A 21,064-nucleotide genomic window follows, 5' to 3' on the forward strand; every position below is an offset into this window, starting at 1 on the left:
CTTCAGTTCAGCCAGAGATGGATGAGGGCGGCTTCCGGTGTTTGCGTGCCGCCATTTTCGATGCCGGTGCTCCAGAGGCCGGCACCGGCCGCATAGGTTCCGGGTGAGAGACCGCCCGCCTCGCATTGGCTGACGGCGCGCAGGCGCTTGCCGCTGCTGACGGCATTCTGGAGCACGGCAAGCACTGCCGCATCCGACATCGCGGTTCCCGATCCGAAGACCCGCAGCACCGCGCCATCGAGCTGGTCCAGCATCGCCTCCAAGGCCTTTGCCGGAACGCCGGGCGAGAGCGTCAGGATGGCAAGCCGGCGATCCTCCGCGAATTCCGCGCTTTTGGGCGAAACGGGCTCTGCCTGCGGCTGTGCGCGAAAACTGTCGGCGGCATGGCTGTCATGTTTGACAAGGCCTGCGGCTGGCAAAAGCTTGCCGGCAAAGGCCAGGTGCACGCCCCCACCAGGTTGAAGCGCTGCCTGAAGGGCAAGCGACAGATTGCCCTCGGCATCACCGTTCTGGCCAAGCGGCAGCATGGAGCCGCACAAGACAACCCGTCTGCCTTCGCCAGCCAGCGCCTGCGAGAGGGCCGCCCCGGTATAGGCCATGGTATCGGTGCCGTGTGTCACGATCACCGGCCGGTCCGGATGGGCGCGGATGACCGACAGCATCTCGTTCCAGTGGCGGGGACCGATATCGGCACTGTCGAGCAGCGGTGAAAAGACATGGATGTCCAGTGCGAGGCCGTCCGGCAATCGTGTCTTGACGGCCTCTTCCACCAGTCCCTCGACCGGTGCGAGCCCGTTTGTGCCTTCCGCCATGCCGATCGTGCCGCCGGTGTGAATGAGAAGCAGGCGCATGGTCTCTCCCTCGATGAAACTGCCCGCTTCCTATTGGAAGCCTGTCAGCAGATCAACAGGAGGCTCAAACGCCAAAAGGGCAGCGGTCAGGCTGCCCTTGGTCTCGATGGCGTTTGTCTCGTCGTCAGGCGGATCAGGCCGCCAGGTCTTCCAGGTCGCTGCCCTTGAACATCTTGGAGAGGTTCAGGAAGCAGATCATGCCATTTTCCGTGGCGATGATGCCTTCCGAAAAGGACTTGTCGAACGAGGCGGAGACTTCCGGAACCGGCTGTACCTGCGAGGAGGAGATCGTCAGGATGTCGGAGACCCGGTCCACCAGCATGCCGATCACCATGTTGTGGACTTCCGCCACAACGATGGCGGAGCGTTCATTGGCGACCGTGCTTCGCATGCCGAGCTTGTAGGCGAGGTCAATGATCGGGATGACCGATCCGCGCAGGTTCATCACGCCAATCACATCCGCCGGGGCATGCGGGATCGGTGTCGACGGCGCCCAGCCGCGGATTTCACGGATCGTGGTCGTCTTCACGCAGAATTCCTGATCGTGAAGGCGAAAGGCAATGATCTCGAGCGTTTCGCCGCTGAAGCTTGTGGTGTTGATCGTGGTCGCCATCAAAATTCTTCCCAATTCTCCGATGCCTGGACCGCGGCGGCTGCACCGGTGCTGGCGCGTGCGACCTTAGCCATGAGTGAGCGAGCCGGGGATGCGACGGGGCGTGCATCGGGTCGCGCGATTCGGAGAGTAGACGAAGATTGTTTCCCAAAGCTGAATCGGCTGATGAGATCACGCAGTGCGCCCGCTTCCTTGGCAAGTCCGTGGCTTGCAGCGTTGGTTTCCTCCACCATGGCCGCATTCTGCTGGGTGTTCTGGTCCATCAGGTTGATGGCATTGTTGATCTCTTTCAGCCCGATGGACTGTTCGCGGCTGGCTTCCACGATTGCCTGAACATTGGTGTTGATCTCGCCCACTTCGGTGATGATCGCCTGCAGTGCCCGGCCCGTTTCGTCAACGAGCGCCACGCCCTTCTTCACCTGCTCGCCGGAGGTGTTGATCAGCGCCTTGATCTCCTTCGCCGCCTTGGCAGACCGCTGGGCGAGTTCACGCACTTCCTGGGCGACGACGGCAAAACCCTTGCCGGCTTCACCTGCGCGGGCTGCCTCAACGCCCGCATTCAGCGCCAGAAGGTTTGTCTGGAAAGCAATCTCGTCGATCACCGAGATGATGTTGGAGATCTCGCCGGCGGAGCGTTCGATTTCGCCCATGGCGGAAATGGCATTGGACACAACCTCGCCCGAACGTGTGGCGCCGGTTGTGGTCCGGGCGACGAGCTCTCCCGCCTCTTCCGCGCGCTTCGCGCTGGTGGCTACGGTCTGGGTGATCTCGTCGAGCGCTGCTGCGGTTTCTTCCACCGCGGCCGCCTGTTGCTCGGTGCGCTTCGACAGGCTGTCGGATGCCTCGCGGATCTGCTGGGATCCGGATGCGATGGCCTCCGAATTATGTCCTACGCTTTCCATGGCCTGGCGCAGCTTCTCGAGCGCCGTGTTGAAATCCGTCCGGATCTTTTCCAGCGAAGGAATGAAGGGCCGCTCGATGCGGTATGTCAGATCACCGTCGGAAAGCGCGCCCAGACCCTCGCCGATGTCGTCCACGGCGCGCACACGTTCGGTGATGTCGGTGGCGAATTTCACCACCTTGAAGACGCGTCCGTCCGCGTTGAAGATCGGATTGTAGGAGGCCTGGATCCAGGCCACCTTGCCGCCCTTGCCGATGCGCTTGAACTCGGCGGCAATGGGTTCGCCGCCGGCGAGCCTGCTCCAGAAGGTGCGGTATTCTGCACTTGCGGTAAAGCTCGGATCGCAGAACATGCTGTGATGTTTGCCCTGGATCTCCGAGAGGCTGTAGCCGAGACAGGAGAGGAAATTCTCGTTGGCGGTCAGGATCTCGCCGCTCGGCGTGAATTCGATGATGGCCTGCGTTCTCGAAATCGCATTCAGCTTGCCTGCGTCTTCGGCAGCCTTCAGCTTGGCCGCGGTGATGTCGGTTGCAATCTTGACGACCTTGACCACTCTGCCGCCGGACATCACCGGGTTGTAGGAGGCCTGGATCCAGATTTCCCTGCCATTCTTGCCGATGCGCTTATATTCCGCAGCATCGAATTCTCCGCGTGCCAGCCTTGCCCAGAAGGCCCTGTAGGCCTCGGAAGAGACGTAGGAGGGCTCACAGAACATGCTGTGGCTTTTTCCCTTGATCTCGGCGAGATCATATCCAAGCGCCTTGCAGAAATTCTCGTTGGCCGTGATGATCTGCCCTGTCGGGCTGAATTCGATGATGGCTTGAGAACGCCCGATGGCGGCCAGCATGCTCTTGGCGTCATTGATACCGCTCAATGCGAATTTCACGGATCCATCCTCTCCATTGTAAAACGTCCAGCCGCGGCGCCCAGCGTTCGCAGCGTCAACTTATCAAGTGGTCACTAAAGTAGGACTAACTCGTTAAATTTAAGTCAAAACGAACTGCAATGAGTTCAAGTAAGGTGATCTTTTCCGGCTTTGTATCAAAGCAAGACACATTCTCACGCTGAAGTGTTCAGTGTAAGTCCATAATCACGCAATGGATGTGATCTGGTCCGGGCTGGCTTTCCGGCCTGACCCTGCCCAATCTTGTCGTTTGTCAAATATTTCGTTGATGAGCGACTGTATCTGTCCGCTCTAATACTCTTTTTCGTAGAATATTCCGCCCGAACCGCCATCGCTGCCGGCGGATCCCTTGAGCTTTACACCCCGACCGATGTCGAGGTTGATGGTCGCCCGCGCGCCGCCGCCGCTGCCGCCCTGTTCCAGCTGCAGATAGGTGCGGTTGTTCAGCCGGCGCCCGATGGAGACGCTCGTCTGCCCCGCTTCGTCGGTCTTGATGTCGAGATCGTCCACCCCCAGACTGGAACGCAGCGACTGCAGCAGGGAATTGTCGCCGCCACCTGCCAGTTGTGCCACCGCATCGGCCAACTGGGCGATCTGCAGGGCAGAGAGCCGCGACAGCGACTGCCCGAAGATCAGCTGCGCCAGGATCTCGTCCTGCGGCAGCGAGGGTGACGAGCTGAAGCCGATGTCCGGATCGTTGGCCTGACCCGTCACCGTGATGGTGATCGTTGTCTGACCGGAGCTCGTGGTGGCGGCAAGATCCAGAACGGGGATCAGGCTGCCGCCGAAAGTGATACGGCCGGTGGTGAAGTCCAGCCGTTTGGTCAGGATCACGATACGGCCCCGGCGCATCTCGAAGGCGCCCGCCACATTGGGGGCTGCCGTCGTGCCGCGGATGGTCAGTGATCCGCCCAGCTCCGCGTCGATGCCGCGGCCACGCACGAAGATCCCGTTCGGTGCCCGAAGCGTCAGGTCCAGATTGGTGCCGGCGCTCGTCCCGCTGCCGCCCTTCGGTGCAAGGCTTGCGAGCAGCGCCCGCACATCCGGCGGCGCATTGACATGCTTCACGTCGATCTGCGCCAGGGATGCCGGCAGGGAGGCGGGCACGGTGATGTTGGCGCGTACCAGGGCGATCTCGCCCGAAAGCGTCGGCGTCTGGATCAGCGGACCGTTGAGGTTCAGCGTTCCGTTCACGGTGGCCGTCACCAGATTGCCGTCCACATAGGTGGCATTGTCGAGCAGGATGCGAAGATCGGCGGCGTAACCGTCACGCAGCCCGATCGAACCCTGCACCGAGACGGTGCCGCCGGTGGAAACATTGGCCGTCAGATTGGAGATCGTCGCCGAATCCCGGTTGAAGGTGACATTGGCACTGATGCCGTTGAGTGCCAGGTTGCGCCGAACATCGATCAGCTGCGCGCCGGAAGTCGAGGCCGTGCCGGTGATCGCGGGTGCTGCGGCAGTCCCGCCGATCGCGACGTTCACTGTGGCGCTGCCCTCGAGCGCCAGTCCCTGGCCGGACAATTGTGCTGCCGCAAGGGCAAAGGGCAGAGTGCCGTTGACCCGGACATCGAGCGGACGCTCACCCGAGAGCCCGACGCGGCCGTTCCCCGTGACGTTCAGCCCGCTCGCGCCCGAAAGCCGTGTGTCGAACTCGAGACGTTCTCCGCCGAGCGTGCCGGAGGCGGTGATATCGAAGGGTGCAAGGCCCGCGCTTCGCGTCTGGGCAAGCGAGGCGCCGTTCCATCGCAGGTCGAAACGCCCACCACCCGCGCCATTCGCCGGCAGCGCGGAGACGCGTCCGGAAATCGTTCCCGCCGCATCGAGCCCGGGCTGAACGGCGTTGGCAAGGCGGGCCGGTAGCGCGTTGATCTCGGCGTTCAGGTTCGGTTGCGGGCCGTTCTCGCCGAAGGCGACACTGCCATTGGCGGTCACCGACAGTCCCTCCGGCCCCGTCAGCCGTGTGTCGCTCAGAGTGAGCCGATTGTCTGCGAAGCTGCCGGCGCTGCGCAGATTCAGGCCGCGGATGCCGGCATCGCCCTGGCGCTGGATGACGCCGTCCGCCCATTGCAGGTCATAGGTGGCGTTGGGGCTCGCGACCGTGCCGGTCACCGCGGCATTGCCGGTGATGGTGCCGCCGGCGCGGATGCCGGGCAGGAAGGCATTGGCGAGATCGGCGGGGACCGACTGCAGCCGTGCCGTGAGGTTGAGCGGTCGTTCGCCGGTCAGCCCCACGGTGCCGCTTGCCGTTGCCGAAAGACCCGATGGGCCATCGAGGCTTGCCTCGTCCAGCGTCAGCGTGCCGTTCACCAGAGAGCCGCGCGTGCGCACGGCAAGCCCGGCAAGGCCGGCGCTGCGGGTGAGGTTCAGTCCGGCATCCGCCCAGGCGAGGTCGAAGCGCGTCGATGGCGCATCCGGCGCGCCGGTCGAGGCCACCGTTCCCGAAATCATGCCGGCAGCGCCGAGATCCGGCAGGAAGGCATTGGCAAGGTTTGCCGGAAGTGCGGCGATCGTGGCGTTCACATCGATGGACGGCGGTTGCTGGTCCGCCAGCTGAACCCGGCCGTTTGCGGTCACCGACAATCCGGAGGGATCGCTCATCACCGTTTCGTCGAGCGTCAGTTGGCCGGGGGCAAAGGTTCCGCGCGCACGGGCAGCGATGGCGTTCACGCCTGCCTGGCGCGTCTGCGCTGTCGAGCCGTCCGCCAGGCTGATGTCATAACCGACATTCGGTGCTTGAAGTGTGCCGCTTGCGGTCACCGAACCGTTCAGCAGGCCGGAGGCAGCAAGGTCTGGTCTTGCGACGTTGGCGAGCGATGCCGGCAGCTGATTGAAGGTCGCAGTGATGGAAAGCGGTGCGCCCGCGGCAAGGCCGGCCGTGCCGTTTGCGGTCATGGCAAGCCCGTTCTGGCCGCTCAGGCGTGCTTCATTTAATGTCAGGACCTGATCGGCAAACCGTCCGCTGGCTGTCAGAGACAGGGGGCCAAGCGCGGCGCTGCGTGTCTGGGCAAGCGAGCCGTCGTTCCAGGTGAGATTGAAATCCGCCTGTGGCGCGGCAAGCGTGCCGGCGACGGAGGCCGTGCCGGTCAGCCGTCCTTCCGCGCCAAGCCCGGGCCGCGCGATGTCGATCAGGTTCGCCGGAAGTGCGTCGATGGTGACGTTGAGGTTGAGTTGCCGCTCGCCTGCAAGGTTCAGCGAGCCGTTGGCGCGGGCGGAGATGCCATCGCCGCCGCCAATGGTCAGCTGCTGCACGGCAACGGTGTTGTTTTCAAAGCTGCCGATGGCATCTGCCGTCAGCCCGGCAAGGCCGGCATTGCGTGTCTGCGCCGTCGAGCCGTCCTTCAGCGCAAGATCGAAACGCACCTGAGGCGCGTCAAAGCTGCCGGCGATGCGGGCAATACCGGACACGGTGCCTTCGGCCTGCAATTGTGGGCGGAAGCGGTTGGCAAAGGCGGCCGGCACGGCATCAAGATCGACCGTCAGATCAAGAGCACCGGGATCGGCCGTCGCAACGGTGCCGGAGGCACGGAGGGAGAGGCCGTCGTCGCCCTCAAGGGTCGCTGCGTCGATCGTCGCGACACCTGTCTCGAACCGCCCGCGAAGCGACAGGCCGAAGGGGCCGATCTCTGCGGCCCGGGCCACCTTCGCGTCCTCCCAGGCGAGGCTGTAGCGGACGACCGGCTTGGTCGACGGTCCGCCCACCGTCACGACGCCGCCGATCTCTCCTTCGGCACCGAGTTCGGGCACGAAACCGTTGGCGAGCGCTGCGGGCAGCCGGTTGATGCGCATGGCGAGGTTCAGCTGGTCGGAGGCGCTGCCCTCCAGGAGGACCTGTCCACCGCCTGCGGCGAGCCGGATCGTCTCCAGAACCACGTTGCCGTCGCGCAGGCGAATGTCGGCCGGTTCGGAGAGCCGCACGGCCACGCCGCCGGGTGTGGCGCTGAAGCGGTCGAGCCGCAGCGTCAGATCGCCGCTCTCGGGTGTCCGGTTCAGCGCTCCCGAAAGTGCAAGCGGTGCGTTGGAATAGGTAGCAGCGAGATCGAACGTCGTCCGGTTGCCCTCCTGCGCCAGCGACAGGGCAACTCCCGACAGCGTCTGGCCGCCGGCCGACAGCTGGTCGGCGCGAAGCGTGCCCTGCAGCCTGAGGGCGGCAAGATCCGTGCTGGCAAGATCGATCTCAGGGTTGGTGAGTGTGGCCCCCTGTGCCGTCAATGCCTGGCCGCTCGCCGTGATGGTGGCGGCCGCAACGTCACCGGCATTGGTCAGCGTGACGGTGCCCTTCAGGTTCCCCTCGGCCTTTTGTCCGGCAAGGCCTGCCAGAAGGCCAAGATCGGGAAAGTCGAAGGTGAGTTGCCCGGCCGGGAGAAAATCCTCCGACAGATCAAGCGCGCCGCTCAGGCGATTGGGTCCCGCCTCCAGACCGAGCTGCGGAAGGGACAACTGGCCGTTCACCCGGTTGATCGCGGTTTCGAGACGGATGGGTTTGGCGTCGAGCGTTCCGCTTGCCACGACCGTGCCCTTCAGCCCATCCGGGGTGTTGGTGGCCTGAACCTGTGTGCTCAGCGCCTGCAGCGTATGGCCGCTGATGCGCATTTCTGCGGCGTTCAGCACGCCCTTCAGCGTGATGGCATCGAGCGGGCCGGAGACACGCAGATCGTAACCGACCGGCCCCTTGGCGTCCTTGCGCAGCTTTGCGATATCGGCGATCCGGCCTGCGAGCTGCCCGTCGAGTTTGCCGCCTTCCAGAACCACGCTGCCGTGGCCATCCAGCACGTTCGACTTCAGCACGATGTTTTCGAGGCTCATCCGGCCGCCGATGATGCTGTCGATGTAACCTTCGAGACCGATCGACTCGCTGAAGTTGCGGCCCACGGCTTCCGGCAGGCCGGCCGGATTGAGCGACAGGCGGATATTGCCGGTCACCGATTGTTTCGACTGATTGTAGGCGCCGCTGATCGTGCCGGAAAGGTTGGCGCTTTCGAAGGTGGCCGCATCGAGGCCGATCGCCGGCATGGCGAGCCGGATCGGCGCGTCAAGCCGGATCGGGCCGTCGATCAGCCGGTCGAGGTTCGGTTCGTCGAAATCGGCCTGGGCTGCGCTCAGACGTGTGCGAACGCTGCCGGCATAGGTCACGAGGTTCAGATCCTCGCTTTCCGCCTGAAGGCGGATCTGCCCCAGCCGCGCACCGCCGACCGTTGCCGTGCGAAGGGCCGCCGTCGCATTGAAGCGGGAGGATTCGGCCGGCCCCGTCAGGGTGAAGTTCAGGTTGTCGAGCGCAAAACGCGCAGGCTGTCCGTTGAGCGGCCATTCGATCTGCACCGGCCCATTGGCGGCGGCAAGGCTGCCGGTCAGGCTGTTGTCGCCCGAGGGGTCGAGTGCACCGGACGCAGAAAGCTTCATCGCCCCGTTGGTCAGCGTTCCGTTCTTGATCTCGATCCGGCCGTTCGTGCCGATATTGGCCGTCACGATCACATCGGTGCGGCCGATGAACAGCGGGCGGATCGTCGGCGGCAGAAGTTCGGCAAGCTGGCCGCCGCCTTCGATGTGAATGCTGTGGGCGGCCTGCGGCGTGATGACGTGCTTGCCGTCGATGCTGATGACGGGTTTGCCGTCCACCGTACCGCGCAGTTCTCCCGTCCAGTTGGACAGCGGACCCCGGCCATCGAGCGCCAGCGCCAGCGAGGGCGCGCCCGGAAGGTGCAGAAGACGGGCCAGAAGGCCGCCCTGCGGTTCGGAGATCAGCGCCTGCAGCTTCAGCTCGTTCTGGGCGGGCGCGAAAACGAGGTCCGTCTTGGCAAGCGCGTTCGGCGCATCCTTGCGTTTGGCCGAAAGCTGCAGTGCCACGCGCTCGTCGGTTGCATCGGCGGCTCCCTCCGCCGCCAGCTGGAAGGGGCGTCCAGCCAGTTCGCGCTGGAGGTCGATGTTCGGCAGGTCGATCCTCTCGACCTTGACGGCCACGGGAAGCGAAAAGCCGCTGCCGGAGGCGGTCTGGTCCTGCGTCTGTGGCTGGTCGACGGCGGCTGGAGCCCGGTTGACCGTCAGGTTTCCGACCCGGATGCTGTCAGCATGGAATGTGCCGCGCAGAAGCGACAGCGGCGACCAGTCGACCGTGATGTCGTCTGCCCGGGCATAGACGCCCTGGCTGTCGGACAAGGCCACGCTTTCCACCTGCAGATTGCCGGTCAAAAGACCGCGTGGTGCCGTGATCGTCACGCCTCTGTCGGGGCCGGACGCGAGCGAACTGATCAGCCTGCCGGCCAGTTGGCCGCCTGCCGGCAGAAAGCCGATGAACAGAATGAAGCCCAGCGCCACCACGAGCAGGAGCGCCATCGCGGCTATCGCAATGCGGACGACCCCTGACTTCGGGCGGGAGGATGATGACATGAACGCGGGTTCAACCTTCTAACTGCCGGACGTATTTATCCTGATCTTCGTTACATTTCGACATCAGAATGACTGCCCGATGCCCGCATAGATGCCGTATGCGCTGCCACCTTTATAACGATCCAAAGGTAGAGCAACATCGAGCCGCAGCGGACCAAACGGGGTGGCGTAACGCAGGCCAAGGCCCGCGCCCATGCGGATATCGGAGAAATCGGGCACGATTTCGTCCGAAACACTGCCAATGTCAAAAAAAGGAACGATCCCAACCTTTTCCGTCACGGTCACTCTCGCTTCGAAGGAGGCCGTCATGTAGGAGCGACCGCCCGTGGCCTCGTTCTCTGCCGTGTAGGGCGAGATTTCCCGATAGGCATAACCACGCACGGAGCCGCCGCCACCGGCAAAGAAGCGCCTCGTCGTCGGGATGTCCTGCAGGCGGTCGGCTCCGACGAGCGAGCCGGCGGCCAGACGTCCCGCAAGAACCAGGCGATCCTCTTCGCCGAGACCCAGATAACCGGAGACCGATCCTTCGAAGGAGGAGAAGACGGAGCCGCCATAGGCCTCATAACTCGGTTGCGCGGCAAGCGTTGCACGGTATCCTTCGGTCGGGTTCAGCTTGTTGTCGCGCGCATCCCGTTCAAACGACAGCGGGATGGAAAAGGTGAGGTAGGTGTTTTTGCCGAAGGCGTCCTCGGTCTTGCTCCAGGAGATGTCGCCGCCGCCCTTGATGATGTCCTGGTCGCTCAGTTCGTAAGACAGCAGGGCCTTCGCGCTGATGGTGTTGGCCGTATAGGCGTCCGGTGTCTCCCGTTCGCCCTCCAGGCTCGCATCCAGTGTCATGCGGGGCATGAAGATCCCCGGTTTGGTGAAGAAGATACCGGCCGAATAATCGAAGGTGGTGTAATCGGTGGTGGCGCCGATGCCGGAGACCTTGCCTTCGATGCGGAGAGACTCGGCCTTTCCGAACAGGTTGCGGTGGCCCCAATAACCGGAGAGGCCGGCCCCGTCGATCGAGGAATATTCGGCGCCGAAGCCAAAATAACGGAACTTGCCTTCCGACACCTCGATGGTGAGCGGCAGCGTCCCATCCGGTGCCAAAGCCCCCGCTTCACGAATGCTGACACTGGAAAAGACGCCGAGTTCGCGAAGCCTTTCGCCGGCTTTGCGCAACTGGTCGGGTGAATAACGCTGCTTCTCGTCCAGCCGGGAGTACCGGCGGATGAAACCGGCATCGACGGCCCGCGACCCTTTCACCGCAACCTCGCCAAGCGGCGCCACGGGACCGGCTTGGGCGGAGATCGTCACGTCCACGGTGCGGCTGGCATGGTCCGCCACAACCGCGCGTTCCGTCAGTTCCGCCAGTGGCCGTCCTTCGGCCTTGAGGTCGCGCACGATGCGCTCTCCGGCCTGGATGATCTTCACCGATCCCGCGGAACCGCCGGGTTCGAGGTCATAGGTGGCAGCGTCCAGCCGCGCGGCATCGCCGGCCAGCGTGATACGGCCAAGCGTGAAGACGGGGCCTGGCTCTACGGTGACCGTCACGGGAACGGGCTGGTTATGATCGAAAACCGGGTTCGGCGGCAGGCGGTCGAGATCGGTGCCGGCAATGCTGATCCGCACCACGCCGCCGTAACGAGCTTCCTCGTAAAGCACGGCGACCAGCCGCTCCCGGTCCTCCCGCGCCTTGACGACGAGGCCGAGATCACCCGACACCGGCAATTCCTCGTCGTTGACGAGCGAGGTCGCGGTCTCCAGGCGTTCCTGCAGTTCGCCCTCGGCGCCCTGCGTATTCAGGGTGGCTTCATAGCGGACGGGATCGATCACGTCGGCGGCTTCGTCCTCTTCGTCACTGCCGAACAGGGTCAGCCCGAAGAGCTTCAGCGCCTGTGCCTCGGTGGCAAGCGGCGGCAGCGCCAGCAGGCTTGCGGCCAGTGCTGCCACAAGGCCGGTCCTGCGGAGAGGTGAAACGCGTTCCGGCTCGGGCATGTCATCGCTCGTACTCAGTGTGCCGTTCCCACGCTGCGGGCGTCATGCCCATTCCACTTGATCCTAATGTAACCGAAAATGCACGGGCAGGGTGTGTCACATCTGCCTCAGATGCAGGAAAAGGCCCCGGTGGGATCGCCGGAGCCTTCTCGTTGACTATTCGCTTGCCTCGGCTCAGCAATTGTCGATGTAGCGGCGACCGTAACGGTCGCGATAATAGCACTGGCCGGGTTGTTCGGCGACGGAACCGATCAGCGCACCGCTGACGCCACCGACGGCCGCACCAACTGCTGCGCCGCGGACATTACCCGTTGCGAGACCGCCAATGACCGCGCCCGTACCGGCACCAATGCCTGCGCCACGTTCCGTCTGCGTGCAACCTGCCATCGTCAGGCCGACCACCACTAGCACCAAAGCCTTTTTCATCACTCTCTCCACTTGTCACGCGCTTGTCGTCGCTCTTCAGCCGCTGGAACGCGGCCGGGTGTCATCTCCCCGCATACAGGCAAGAATAAGGTCCGACCTCGGGAAGTCCATATCAGCACCGACTGATTCTCTTCAGAAAGTGGAAATCTTCAGGCCTGACATTTGGTCGCTCCCCGAAAACTATCTGTTGATCCCCCGCCAAAAAAGGCAAATGATGCGGCTCGTGTTTGAGGAGACACGGCCTTTTTCGAGAAGGCAAACGGGAGGACAATATGGCGAAAGTGACGTTGACGGTGAATGGCCGGACGATGTCGGGCGAGTGCGACGATCGCACGCTGCTCGTGCACTTCATCCGGGAGAAGCTGGGCCTGACCGGCACGCATGTGGGGTGCGATACCACCCAGTGCGGCGCCTGCGTCGTGCACATGGATGGCAGGTCTGTCAAAAGCTGTTCCATCCTGGCGGTGCAGGCCTCCGGCTCCACCGTCACGACGATCGAGGGCATCGCCGCGCAGGGCGAACTGCATCCGGTGCAGGCGGCCTTCAACCAGCATCACGGCCTGCAATGCGGCTTCTGCACGCCCGGCATGGTGATGACCGCCGTCGATATGATCGCCCGCCACGGCGGCGCGCTCGACGAGGCGACGGTGCGCCACGAGCTGGAAGGCAATATCTGTCGGTGCACCGGCTACCACAACATCGTCAAGGCGGTGCTGTCGGCCAATGAAGAGATGCACGGGGCCGCAAGGCAGGCCGCCGAATAGACAGAAGCGAATAGGATGTAGCGAATAGCGAATAGTTGGCCGCTGCGTGGCCCGTCGCGTTCTCACTCCCCTATTCGCTATTCGCTACTCACTATTCGCTCGTTTCTGGAGGAGACGAAAATGGGCATGGAAGGTATTGGTGCACGCGTGGCCCGCAAGGAAGACAAGCGCTTCCTGACCGGCAAGGGCCGCTACACCGACGACATGATCGTTCCGGGTATGAAATTCGCATATTTTGTCCGCAGCCCGCATGCACATGCCAGGATCACCGGCATCGATGTATCCGCGGCGAAGGCCATGCCGGGTGTCATCGACGTGCTGGATGGCAAGCAGTTGCAGGCCGACGGCATCGGCAATCTCATCTGCGGCTGGATGATCCATTCCAAGGATGGTTCGCCGATGAAGATGGGTGCCTGGCGTCCGCTCGCCGTCGATACCGTACGGTATGTCGGTGATGCGGTGGCAATCGTCGTGGCGGATACGGCCGCCGAAGCGCGCGATGCGGCGGAAGCCGTCGTCGTCGATTATGATGAACTGCCGGCGGTCACCACATCGCTCGCGGCTCTTGGCGAGGGCGCGCCGCAGATCCACCCGGAAGCGCCGGGCAATCTGATCTTCGACTGGCAGATCGGCGACGGAGCGGCCACCGACGCGGCAATCGCCTCGGCGGCGCATGTCACCGAGATCGAGATCCACAACAACCGTCTGTCGCCGAACCCGATGGAGCCGCGCGCCACGCTTGGCATCTATGACAGCGCCGAGGATCACTTCACCTGTTACACCACCAGCCAGAACCCGCATGTGGCGCGTCTGGTGATGAGCGCCTTCTATAATGTCGCGCCGGAAAACAAGCTGCGCGTCATCGCGCCGGATGTCGGCGGCGGTTTCGGGTCGAAGATCTACATCTATCCGGAAGAGATCGTCTGTCTCTGGGCATCGAAGAAGACCGGCGTGCCGGTGAAATGGACGTCGGACCGTACCGAAGCCTTCCTGACGGACGCGCATGGCCGCGACCATGTGTCGAAGGTGAAGATGGCCTTCGACAAGGACCACCGCATCATCGGCCTGAAGGTCGATACCATCGCCAATCTCGGCGCCTACATGTCGCTCTTCTCGTCGGCGGTGCCGACCTATCTCTATGCGACGCTGCTGTCTGGCCAATATGCCATCCCGGCCATCCACGCCAATGTCCGCACCGTCTACACCAATACGGTGCCGGTCGATGCCTATCGCGGCGCCGGGCGGCCGGAAGCGACCTATCTCCTGGAACGGACGATGGAAACGGCTGCCCGCGAACTCGGCATCTCGCCGGCGGAGCTTCGCCGCAAGAACTTCATCCGCTCCTTCCCCTATCAGACACCCGTCATCATGAATTATGACGCCGGCGACTACGAAGCCTCGCTGTCTGCTGCCATGCAGGCGGCGGATTGGGACGGTTTCCCGGCGCGCCGGGCGCAATCGGAAGCACGCGGCAAAAAACGCGGCATCGGCATGAGCTGCTACATCGAGGCCTGCGGCATTGCCCCGTCACAGGCGGTCGGTTCGCTCGGCGCCGGCGTCGGCCTGTGGGAATCGGCAGAAGTCCGGGTCAATGCGGTCGGCACGATCGAAGTGCTCACCGGTTCGCACAGCCATGGCCAGGGCCATGAAACCACCTTTGCCCAGCTGGTGGCAGACCGCCTCGGCGTGCCGATCGCCAGCGTCAACATCGTGCATGGCGACACCGACAAGGTGCAGATGGGCATGGGCACCTATGGTTCCCGCTCCGGTGCCGTCGGTATGTCGGCCATCGTCAAGGCGCTCGACAAGGTGGAGATGAAGGCGAAGAAGATCGCCGCCCACCTGATGGAGGCGGACGAAAGCGACATCGTCATCGAAAACGGCGAACTGAAGGTGGCCGGCACCGACAAGAGCCTGCCCTGGTTCCAGGTGGCGCTCGCTGCCTATACCGCGCACAACCTGCCGGCCGGCATGGAGCCGGGCCTGAAGGAGGGCGCCTTCTACGACCCGTCCAACTTCACCTTCCCGGCCGGCTGCTACATCGCAGAAGTCGAGGTCGATCCGGAAACCGGCAAGACCGAGATCCTGCAATTCGTCGCGGCCGATGATTTCGGCAATATCATCAACCCGCTGATCGTCGAGGGCCAGGTGCATGGCGGGCTTGCGCAGGGCATCGGTCAGGCACTGCTGGAAGAGGTGCGTTACGACGAGGCGACGGGCCAGATCCTGACGGCGAGCTACATGGATTATGCCATGCCGCGCGCCGATGACCTGCCGTCGTTCACGCTGTCGCACCAGAACACGCCGTGCCCCGGCAATCCACTCGGCATCAAGGGCTGTGGCGAGGCGGGCGCCATCGGTTCGCCGCCGGCCCTCATCAATGCGATCACCGATGCCATCGGCATCAATGATCTCACCATGCCGGCCACACCGCTGAAAGTCTGGAGCGCCCTGCAGGGCTCCTCCATGCGCATGGCCGCCGAATAAGGGAAGAGGAGAGAACCATGTATGCCACCAGCTATCACCGTGCCTCTTCCGTCGGCGAGGCCGTCAATCTGCGCTCCTCCCAGGAAGAGGGGCGCTACATCTCCGGCGGCATGACGCTGATCGCCACCATGAAACAGCGTCTTGCCGCGCCGTCCAACCTGATCGACCTGCGCCATATCGGCGAATTGAAGGGCATCAGCGTTGAGGGCCGCGCGGTGCGGATCGGAGCGGCGACCCCGCATGCGGATGTCGCGGGGTCTGCGGCGCTGCGTGCCGTCTGTCCGGCCATCTGCAATCTCGCCGGCATGATCGGCGATCCGCATGTGCGCCACATGGGCACGATCGGCGGTTCGGTTGCCAATAACGACCCGGCGGCGGATTATCCGTCGGCGGTGCTCGCGCTCAACGCCACTGTCATTACCGACCGGCGGGAGATCGCAGCCGACGACTTCTTCGTCGGCATGTTCGAAACGGCACTGGAAGAGGCGGAGATGATCACGGCCATCCGCTTCGAGGCGCCGGAACGGGCGGGCTATGCCAAATTCGCCAACCCCGCCTCGCGTTATGCACTGACCGGCGTCTTCGTCGCGAAGTTTACCTCCGGTGTCCGCGTCGCGGTGACGGGCGCTGGCGCAAATGGCGTTTTTCGCGTTCCGGAGATGGAGGCCGCGCTTGCGGCGTCCTGGTCCCCCGAATCGGTTGCGGGTGTGTCCGTCGATCCGGGCATGCTGATGTCGGACATGCATGCCACATCCGAATACCGTGCCAATCTGGTGCGTGTCATGGCCAAACGGGCCGTACAGGCTTCCTGAAACGCGGCGGACCGGCAAGAGGGGCGGCTTCGGCCGCCTCTTTTTGCGCTCAGCTTGATGTGAATCAACTTTCTCTTATCGATCGTGTCATAAATTCAAATTGGAATTGTTCAAAAAAATGGGCCAAATGCCGCAGGTGACTGCGAATTGCACCCGCCGGGGTTGACGCGTTTAACGCGGAGACCCAAAAAAGGGCAGGTTCTGGAGTGTGAGAATGGATTTCGAGGCATATTTCAAGGGCGAACTGGACAGCCTTCACCAGGAAGGCCGCTATCGTGTGTTCGCCGATCTTGAGCGTCACCGTGGCAATTTTCCGCGCGCGACGCGGCACACTCCGGAAGGCAAACGCGAAGTCACCGTCTGGTGTTCCAATGATTATCTCGGCATGGGCCAGCATCCGGCGGTGATCGCCGCCATGCACGAGGCGATTGATCACTGTGGCGCGGGTGCGGGAGGCACCCGGAATATCTCTGGCACCACCCACTACCATGTTCTTCTGGAGCAGGAGCTGGCCGATCTGCACGGCAAGGAAGCCGGCCTGATCTTCAATTCCGGCTACATGTCCAACTGGGCGACGCTCGGCACGCTTGGCCAGAAGATCCCCGGCCTCATCATCTTCTCCGACGCGCTGAACCACGCGTCGATGATCGAAGGCATCCGCCACGGCAAGTGCGAGCGCGTGATCTGGAAGCACAATGACCTTGATGATCTGCGCGCCAAGCTTCAGGCTGCCGATCCGAAGGCGCCGAAGCTGATTGCCTTCGAAAGCGTCTATTCCATGGATGGTGATATCGCGCCGATCCGGGAGATCTGTGATCTCGCCGACGAATTCGGCGCCATGACCTATCTCGATGAAGTGCATGCAGTCGGCATGTATGGTCCGCGCGGCGGCGGCATTGCCGAACGGGAAGGCCTGATGGACCGAATCACCATCATCGAAGGCACGCTCGGCAAGGCCTTTGGCGTGATGGGCGGTTACATCACCGGCTCGCATGCGGTCTGCGATTTCATCCGTTCCTTTGCCTCCGGTTTCATCTTCACGACGGCTCTGCCGCCGGCGCTCGCCGCCGGTGCGGTCGCCTCGATCCGTCATCTGAAGGCGAGCCCGTTCGAGCGCGCCCGTCATCAGGATCGCGTGCGCAAGCTGCGCGCTTCGCTCGATGCCCGCGGTATTCCGCACATGCCGAACCCCAGCCACATCGTGCCGGTGATGGTTGGCGATGCGGCCAAGTGCAAATGGATCTCGGACCTTCTGCTCGACCATTCGGACATCTATGTCCAGCCGATCAACTATCCGACGGTGCCGCGCAAGACCGAGCGCCTGCGCATCACGCCGACGCCGCTCCATTCGGATGCCGATATCGAGCATCTGGTCGGCGCCCTGCATCAGCTCTGGTCGCGTTGCGCGCTCGCGCGTGCGGTTGCTTGAGGCTTGTAGTCGCGGCTTACCTTCCCGGCTGAATTCTTTGCATGAATTCGCGGCTTGAATTTGGGGGACGGATCATGGACACATGATCCGTCCTTTGTTTTTCCGGGAGTGTCAGCCGTGGCCATGGATCGTGTGAATGTTCTTCTCGACCAGGTAACGGCCAGCGGCCGCATCACCGGTGCGGTGGTGCTGATCTACCGCGATGGCGAACCCGTTCTGGAGCGCGCCGTCGGTTATCAGGATCGCGAAGGGGGCGTCCCGGTCAGCCTCGACACCATCTTTCGTTATGCCTCTGTCACCAAACCGATCGTTGCCGCCACCACGCTCGCCATGGTCGAACGTGGCCTGTTGACGCTCGACGATGCCGTGGCCGACCATCTGCCCTGGTTCCGGCCGCTTGATCCGGATGGGTCGCTGGCGGACATCCGGGTGCGCCACCTCATCACCCACACCGCGGGTCTCTCTTATGACGCAAGCCTCGAACGGCTTACCCCCGATCGCGCCGTCAACCAGGGCCTCAGCGATACCCGGCTTTCGCTGGAGGAAAATTTCTCGCGGCTGAGCGGCACAAAACTCGCCTTCCGCCCGGGCGAGCAATGGGCCTATTCCACGGCCATCGACGTGTTGGGGGGCGTCCTGGAGCAGGTGCATGGCGCCACGCTCGAAGATGCCGTCGTTCGTTATGTGGCGGAGCCTTTGCAGATGCGCGACGCCCGTTTCCGCGTCACGGATTTCTCGCGGCTGGCGGTCGCCTATGCGGATTCGCCCGATGGCCCGGTGCGCATGCCGGATCCCTGGCATGCGCAGGTCGAAGGCCGCTTCGAGGGCTATTTTTCTCCCTCGCGCATCTTTAACGCCCAGGCCTTCCAGTCGGGCGGTGCCGGAATGGCCGGAACGGCGCGTGATGTGATGCGGCTTCTGGAAACGATCCGCACCGGCGGCGATCCGCTCTTTTCGCGAGACCTGGCGAAGGCGGGTCTCTCCAACCGGATCGGCGACGTCCCCGGCAATCCCGGCCAGCGTTTCGGTTATTTCGGCGCCATCATCACCGATCCGGCGGCGGCCGGAACCGCGCTGCCCGCCGGCGCCATCCAGTGGGGCGGCGTCTATGGCAATACCTGGTTCATCCTGCCGGAACAGAATGTCACGGTGGTCAGCCTCTCCAACAATGCCCTGGAAGGCTGCAACGGCGCCTATCCGGAGGAACTGCGCGCGGCCGTCTGCGCAAGCCTCTAATCCAGTGCCTTTTCCCCGGAGGCAGCGGAATTGTGTCGGACTGGCTTCTGCATTTCCGGATAGACCCGGTTGGAATTCTTGTTAAAGTTGTGGTTGTTTGCCGTTCGATGGTGACAGCCATGACCAAAGACATCCTGCTGAGCGTCCATGAAGAGGCCGACGGTGAGGTTCTCAAAAAGTTGGCCGACTGTCTGAAAGCCAATGATGCCTTCGCTAGACAATTGCGCGATTTCGCCCATGGGCTTGAGGCAGAGCAGCGTGTTCAGGGGATCACTTGGCAACCACACCCCGGACAGATCCTCATCTGTCATTTCGGCCTGGGATTTCGCCCGCCTGAGATGATCAAAACTCGACCGGTTATTGTGATTTCTCCGAAAAGTCGTCTCTGGACCAGGCTTTGTATCGTCGTTCCAATCAGCAGTCGCCCTCCGAATCCGCCTCTTTATCACCACTACAAGCTCCCAAACGGCTTGTTGCCTGGTTTGAAATACGAAGAGGCGTGGGTGAAGGGTGATACGGTCGCGGCTGTCAGTTGTGAGCGGCTCGATCGCATAAAGATTGGGCCACGGCAGTATGTCAGTCCGCAGGTTCCGCCGGATGTCCTCAAGGAGGTGAGACGATGCATCCTGCACTCCACCGGCATGCAATCCTTGACGCAGCATTGGTGAAGGCTTATTTTGTTGGTGTTACCGCTCAGGCGGATTGGAAGACCACAGGCGACTGTGGCAGGTCGTTACGATGATGATAACAAGTCAGTGACGACCTTAGATCAGAGCCCCGCCCGCGCGGGGCTTTGTGTTTTTGTGCCTCACACGATCCGGTAGGGAATGATCGAGCGGTTGTCGTGGTCGACGGTCAGCCGGCTTTTTAACGGCGGCATGGCGCGTTGCGGGCAGGTGTGGCGCTCGCAGATGCGGCAGGAAATGCCGATCGGCTCGAAGGCGGCGCGGTTGGCGAGGTCCAGGTCATCGGCATAAACAAAACTGTCGGCGTAGGAAATCTCGCAGCCGAGCGCCAGCGCGTAACGCGGCTGCACCGCGCGAAAGCCGCCACTGCCCTTGGTGATCTGGGTGGCAAGACAGAGATAACGCACGCCATCCGGTGTTTCCGCCAGCTGGCGGATGATGCGGCCCGGCATTTCGAAGGCCTGGTGCACGTTCCACAAAGGGCAGGCAGCGCCGAAACGGGCAAACTGCAGTTTGGCGGCGCTGTGCCGTTTGGTGATGTTGCCGGCCCGGTCGACACGGGCGAAAAAGATCGGCACGCCCTTCTGGCCCGGCCGCTGCAGCGTGCTGAGGCGATGACAGATCTGCTCCAGGCTTGCGCCGAAATGGGCGGCCAGCAGGTCGAGATCGTGGCGCAGATCGCGGGCGCGTTTCAGAAAATTCTCGTAAGGCAGCAGCAGCGTGCCGGCAAAATAGTTCTGCAGGCCGATACGACAGATCTCCACCGCTTCCGGTGCCCGAAACCCGGCCTCGCGGGCAATCCGGTCGATCACGTCTGCCGCATGAAGCTGGGCAATCTGCAGCGCCATCTGGAAATCGCGCGTCGCCGGCGTCGCATAGGCGTTCAGCGCAAGCCTGCGGCCGGCCGGGTCGAAACTGCGAATCAGTTCGTCCTTCAGGGCCGTGCGCTCCACGCGCACTGCGTAACGTTCCAGCAGGAAATGCTGGAGGGCGGCAGAGTTGTCGCCGCTGCCGAGCGACAACTCTGCCGCGAGCTTCTCCGCCATCACGTCCAGATCGTGGATGTAGTTGTCGACGAAGTGGAAATAGTCGCGCACCTCGTCATAGGGCGTGGCCTCCGTCAGGGCTGCCCGGTCCAGCCGGTCGTCCATGCTGGCCAGTTGTTCACTGGAGCGGCGATAGGCCTGGTGCGCGGCAATCAGGGCATGCGCCAGTGCCGGCGCATTTTGCGTCACCAGTTTCAACTCCTGCAGATTGGCCGTGCAGCCATTAAACAGCGGATCGGACAGCGCTTCCGAGAGCGCCGAGAGCAGGCGGTCGCCCTCGCCGGAGGAGAGGTCGGCAATGCTGACGCCGAATTTTTCCGCCAGCGCCAGCAGAACGGCGGCGGAAACCGGCCGCTGGTTGTTCTCGATCTGGTTGAGATAACTGGTGGAAATGCCGAGCCGCTCGGCGAACTGAGATTGGGTGGCACGGGCGCCTTCGCGCACCTCGCGGACCTTACGACCGATATAGAGCTTGCCGATGGCCATGGGTTTGCAACTTTGCAAGTTACTGTTTGCATATTCATAGAATACACATTGCCACC

Annotated in this window: 13 protein-coding genes; 6 read left to right on the forward strand and 7 right to left on the reverse strand. The window is 63.1% G+C overall.

All coding sequences use genetic code 11. The annotated features are described in order from the left end of the window. Nucleotides 1–2 precede the first annotated feature (2 nt). The 6 genes from OU993_RS09565 to OU993_RS09590 form a co-directional block, all read right to left on the reverse strand. Nucleotides 3–851, reverse strand: coding sequence for an asparaginase domain-containing protein (locus tag OU993_RS09565; RefSeq protein ID WP_268156535.1), 849 nt, complete (start codon nucleotides 849–851; stop codon nucleotides 3–5). 133 nt (nucleotides 852–984) lie between these two features. Beyond that, entirely contained in the window at nucleotides 985–1,464 is a 480-nt protein-coding gene (locus OU993_RS09570) for a chemotaxis protein CheW (RefSeq protein ID WP_268156537.1), read from the reverse strand. Continuing rightward, nucleotides 1,464–3,212, reverse strand: a complete 1,749-nt coding sequence (locus OU993_RS09575; protein WP_268157639.1) for a methyl-accepting chemotaxis protein — start codon at nucleotides 3,210–3,212, stop codon at nucleotides 1,464–1,466. Before OU993_RS09575 ends, OU993_RS09570 begins: the two co-directional genes overlap by 1 nt. A 348-nt stretch (nucleotides 3,213–3,560) precedes the next feature. Beyond that, a complete protein-coding gene (locus OU993_RS09580) occupies nucleotides 3,561–9,599 on the reverse strand; it encodes a translocation/assembly module TamB domain-containing protein (protein ID WP_268156539.1) in 6,039 nt (2,012 codons plus the stop codon). A 117-nt stretch (nucleotides 9,600–9,716) separates the two neighbouring features. Beyond that, nucleotides 9,717–11,636: an autotransporter assembly complex protein TamA gene (locus tag OU993_RS09585; RefSeq protein ID WP_268156541.1), complete on the reverse strand. Its 1,920-nt coding sequence runs from the start codon at nucleotides 11,634–11,636 to the stop codon at nucleotides 9,717–9,719. A 174-nt stretch (nucleotides 11,637–11,810) separates the two neighbouring features. Next, a complete protein-coding gene (locus OU993_RS09590; RefSeq protein WP_165216543.1) occupies nucleotides 11,811–12,062 on the reverse strand; it encodes a YMGG-like glycine zipper-containing protein in 252 nt (83 codons plus the stop codon). A 272-nt stretch (nucleotides 12,063–12,334) separates the two neighbouring features. Here OU993_RS09590 and OU993_RS09595 point away from each other — a divergent pair, with 272 nt between their 5' ends. The 6 genes from OU993_RS09595 (at nucleotide 12,335) to OU993_RS09620 (ending at nucleotide 19,458) form a co-directional block, all read left to right on the forward strand. After that, nucleotides 12,335–12,826, forward strand: coding sequence for a (2Fe-2S)-binding protein (locus tag OU993_RS09595; protein ID WP_268156544.1), 492 nt, complete (start codon nucleotides 12,335–12,337; stop codon nucleotides 12,824–12,826). A gap of 120 nt (nucleotides 12,827–12,946) precedes the next feature. Next, entirely contained in the window at nucleotides 12,947–15,313 is a 2,367-nt protein-coding gene (locus tag OU993_RS09600; protein ID WP_268156546.1) for a xanthine dehydrogenase family protein molybdopterin-binding subunit, read from the forward strand. 17 nt (nucleotides 15,314–15,330) lie between these two features. Then, a complete protein-coding gene (locus tag OU993_RS09605) occupies nucleotides 15,331–16,125 on the forward strand; it encodes an FAD binding domain-containing protein (RefSeq protein WP_268156552.1) in 795 nt (264 codons plus the stop codon). A 214-nt stretch (nucleotides 16,126–16,339) separates the two neighbouring features. Next, nucleotides 16,340–17,554 carry a 5-aminolevulinate synthase gene (hemA, locus tag OU993_RS09610; protein WP_268156555.1) on the forward strand — a complete coding sequence of 405 codons (1,215 nt, stop codon included), beginning with the start codon at nucleotides 16,340–16,342 and terminating at the stop codon, nucleotides 17,552–17,554. A gap of 123 nt (nucleotides 17,555–17,677) precedes the next feature. Next, on the forward strand, nucleotides 17,678–18,790 hold the full coding sequence (locus OU993_RS09615) for a serine hydrolase domain-containing protein (RefSeq protein WP_268157641.1): 1,113 nt from the start codon (nucleotides 17,678–17,680) through the stop codon (nucleotides 18,788–18,790). A gap of 119 nt (nucleotides 18,791–18,909) precedes the next feature. After that, nucleotides 18,910–19,458, forward strand: a complete 549-nt coding sequence (locus OU993_RS09620) for a type II toxin-antitoxin system PemK/MazF family toxin (protein WP_268156557.1) — start codon at nucleotides 18,910–18,912, stop codon at nucleotides 19,456–19,458. A 140-nt stretch (nucleotides 19,459–19,598) separates the two neighbouring features. Here OU993_RS09620 and OU993_RS09625 read toward each other — a convergent pair whose 3' ends face one another. Continuing rightward, nucleotides 19,599–21,008, reverse strand: a complete 1,410-nt coding sequence (locus tag OU993_RS09625) for a helix-turn-helix domain-containing protein (RefSeq protein ID WP_268156559.1) — start codon at nucleotides 21,006–21,008, stop codon at nucleotides 19,599–19,601. Between the last annotated feature and the right edge of the window lie 56 nt (nucleotides 21,009–21,064).

It is taken from the genome of Rhizobium sp. SL86 (genome assembly GCF_026672545.1).
Lineage (GTDB): Bacteria > Pseudomonadota > Alphaproteobacteria > Rhizobiales > Rhizobiaceae > Neorhizobium.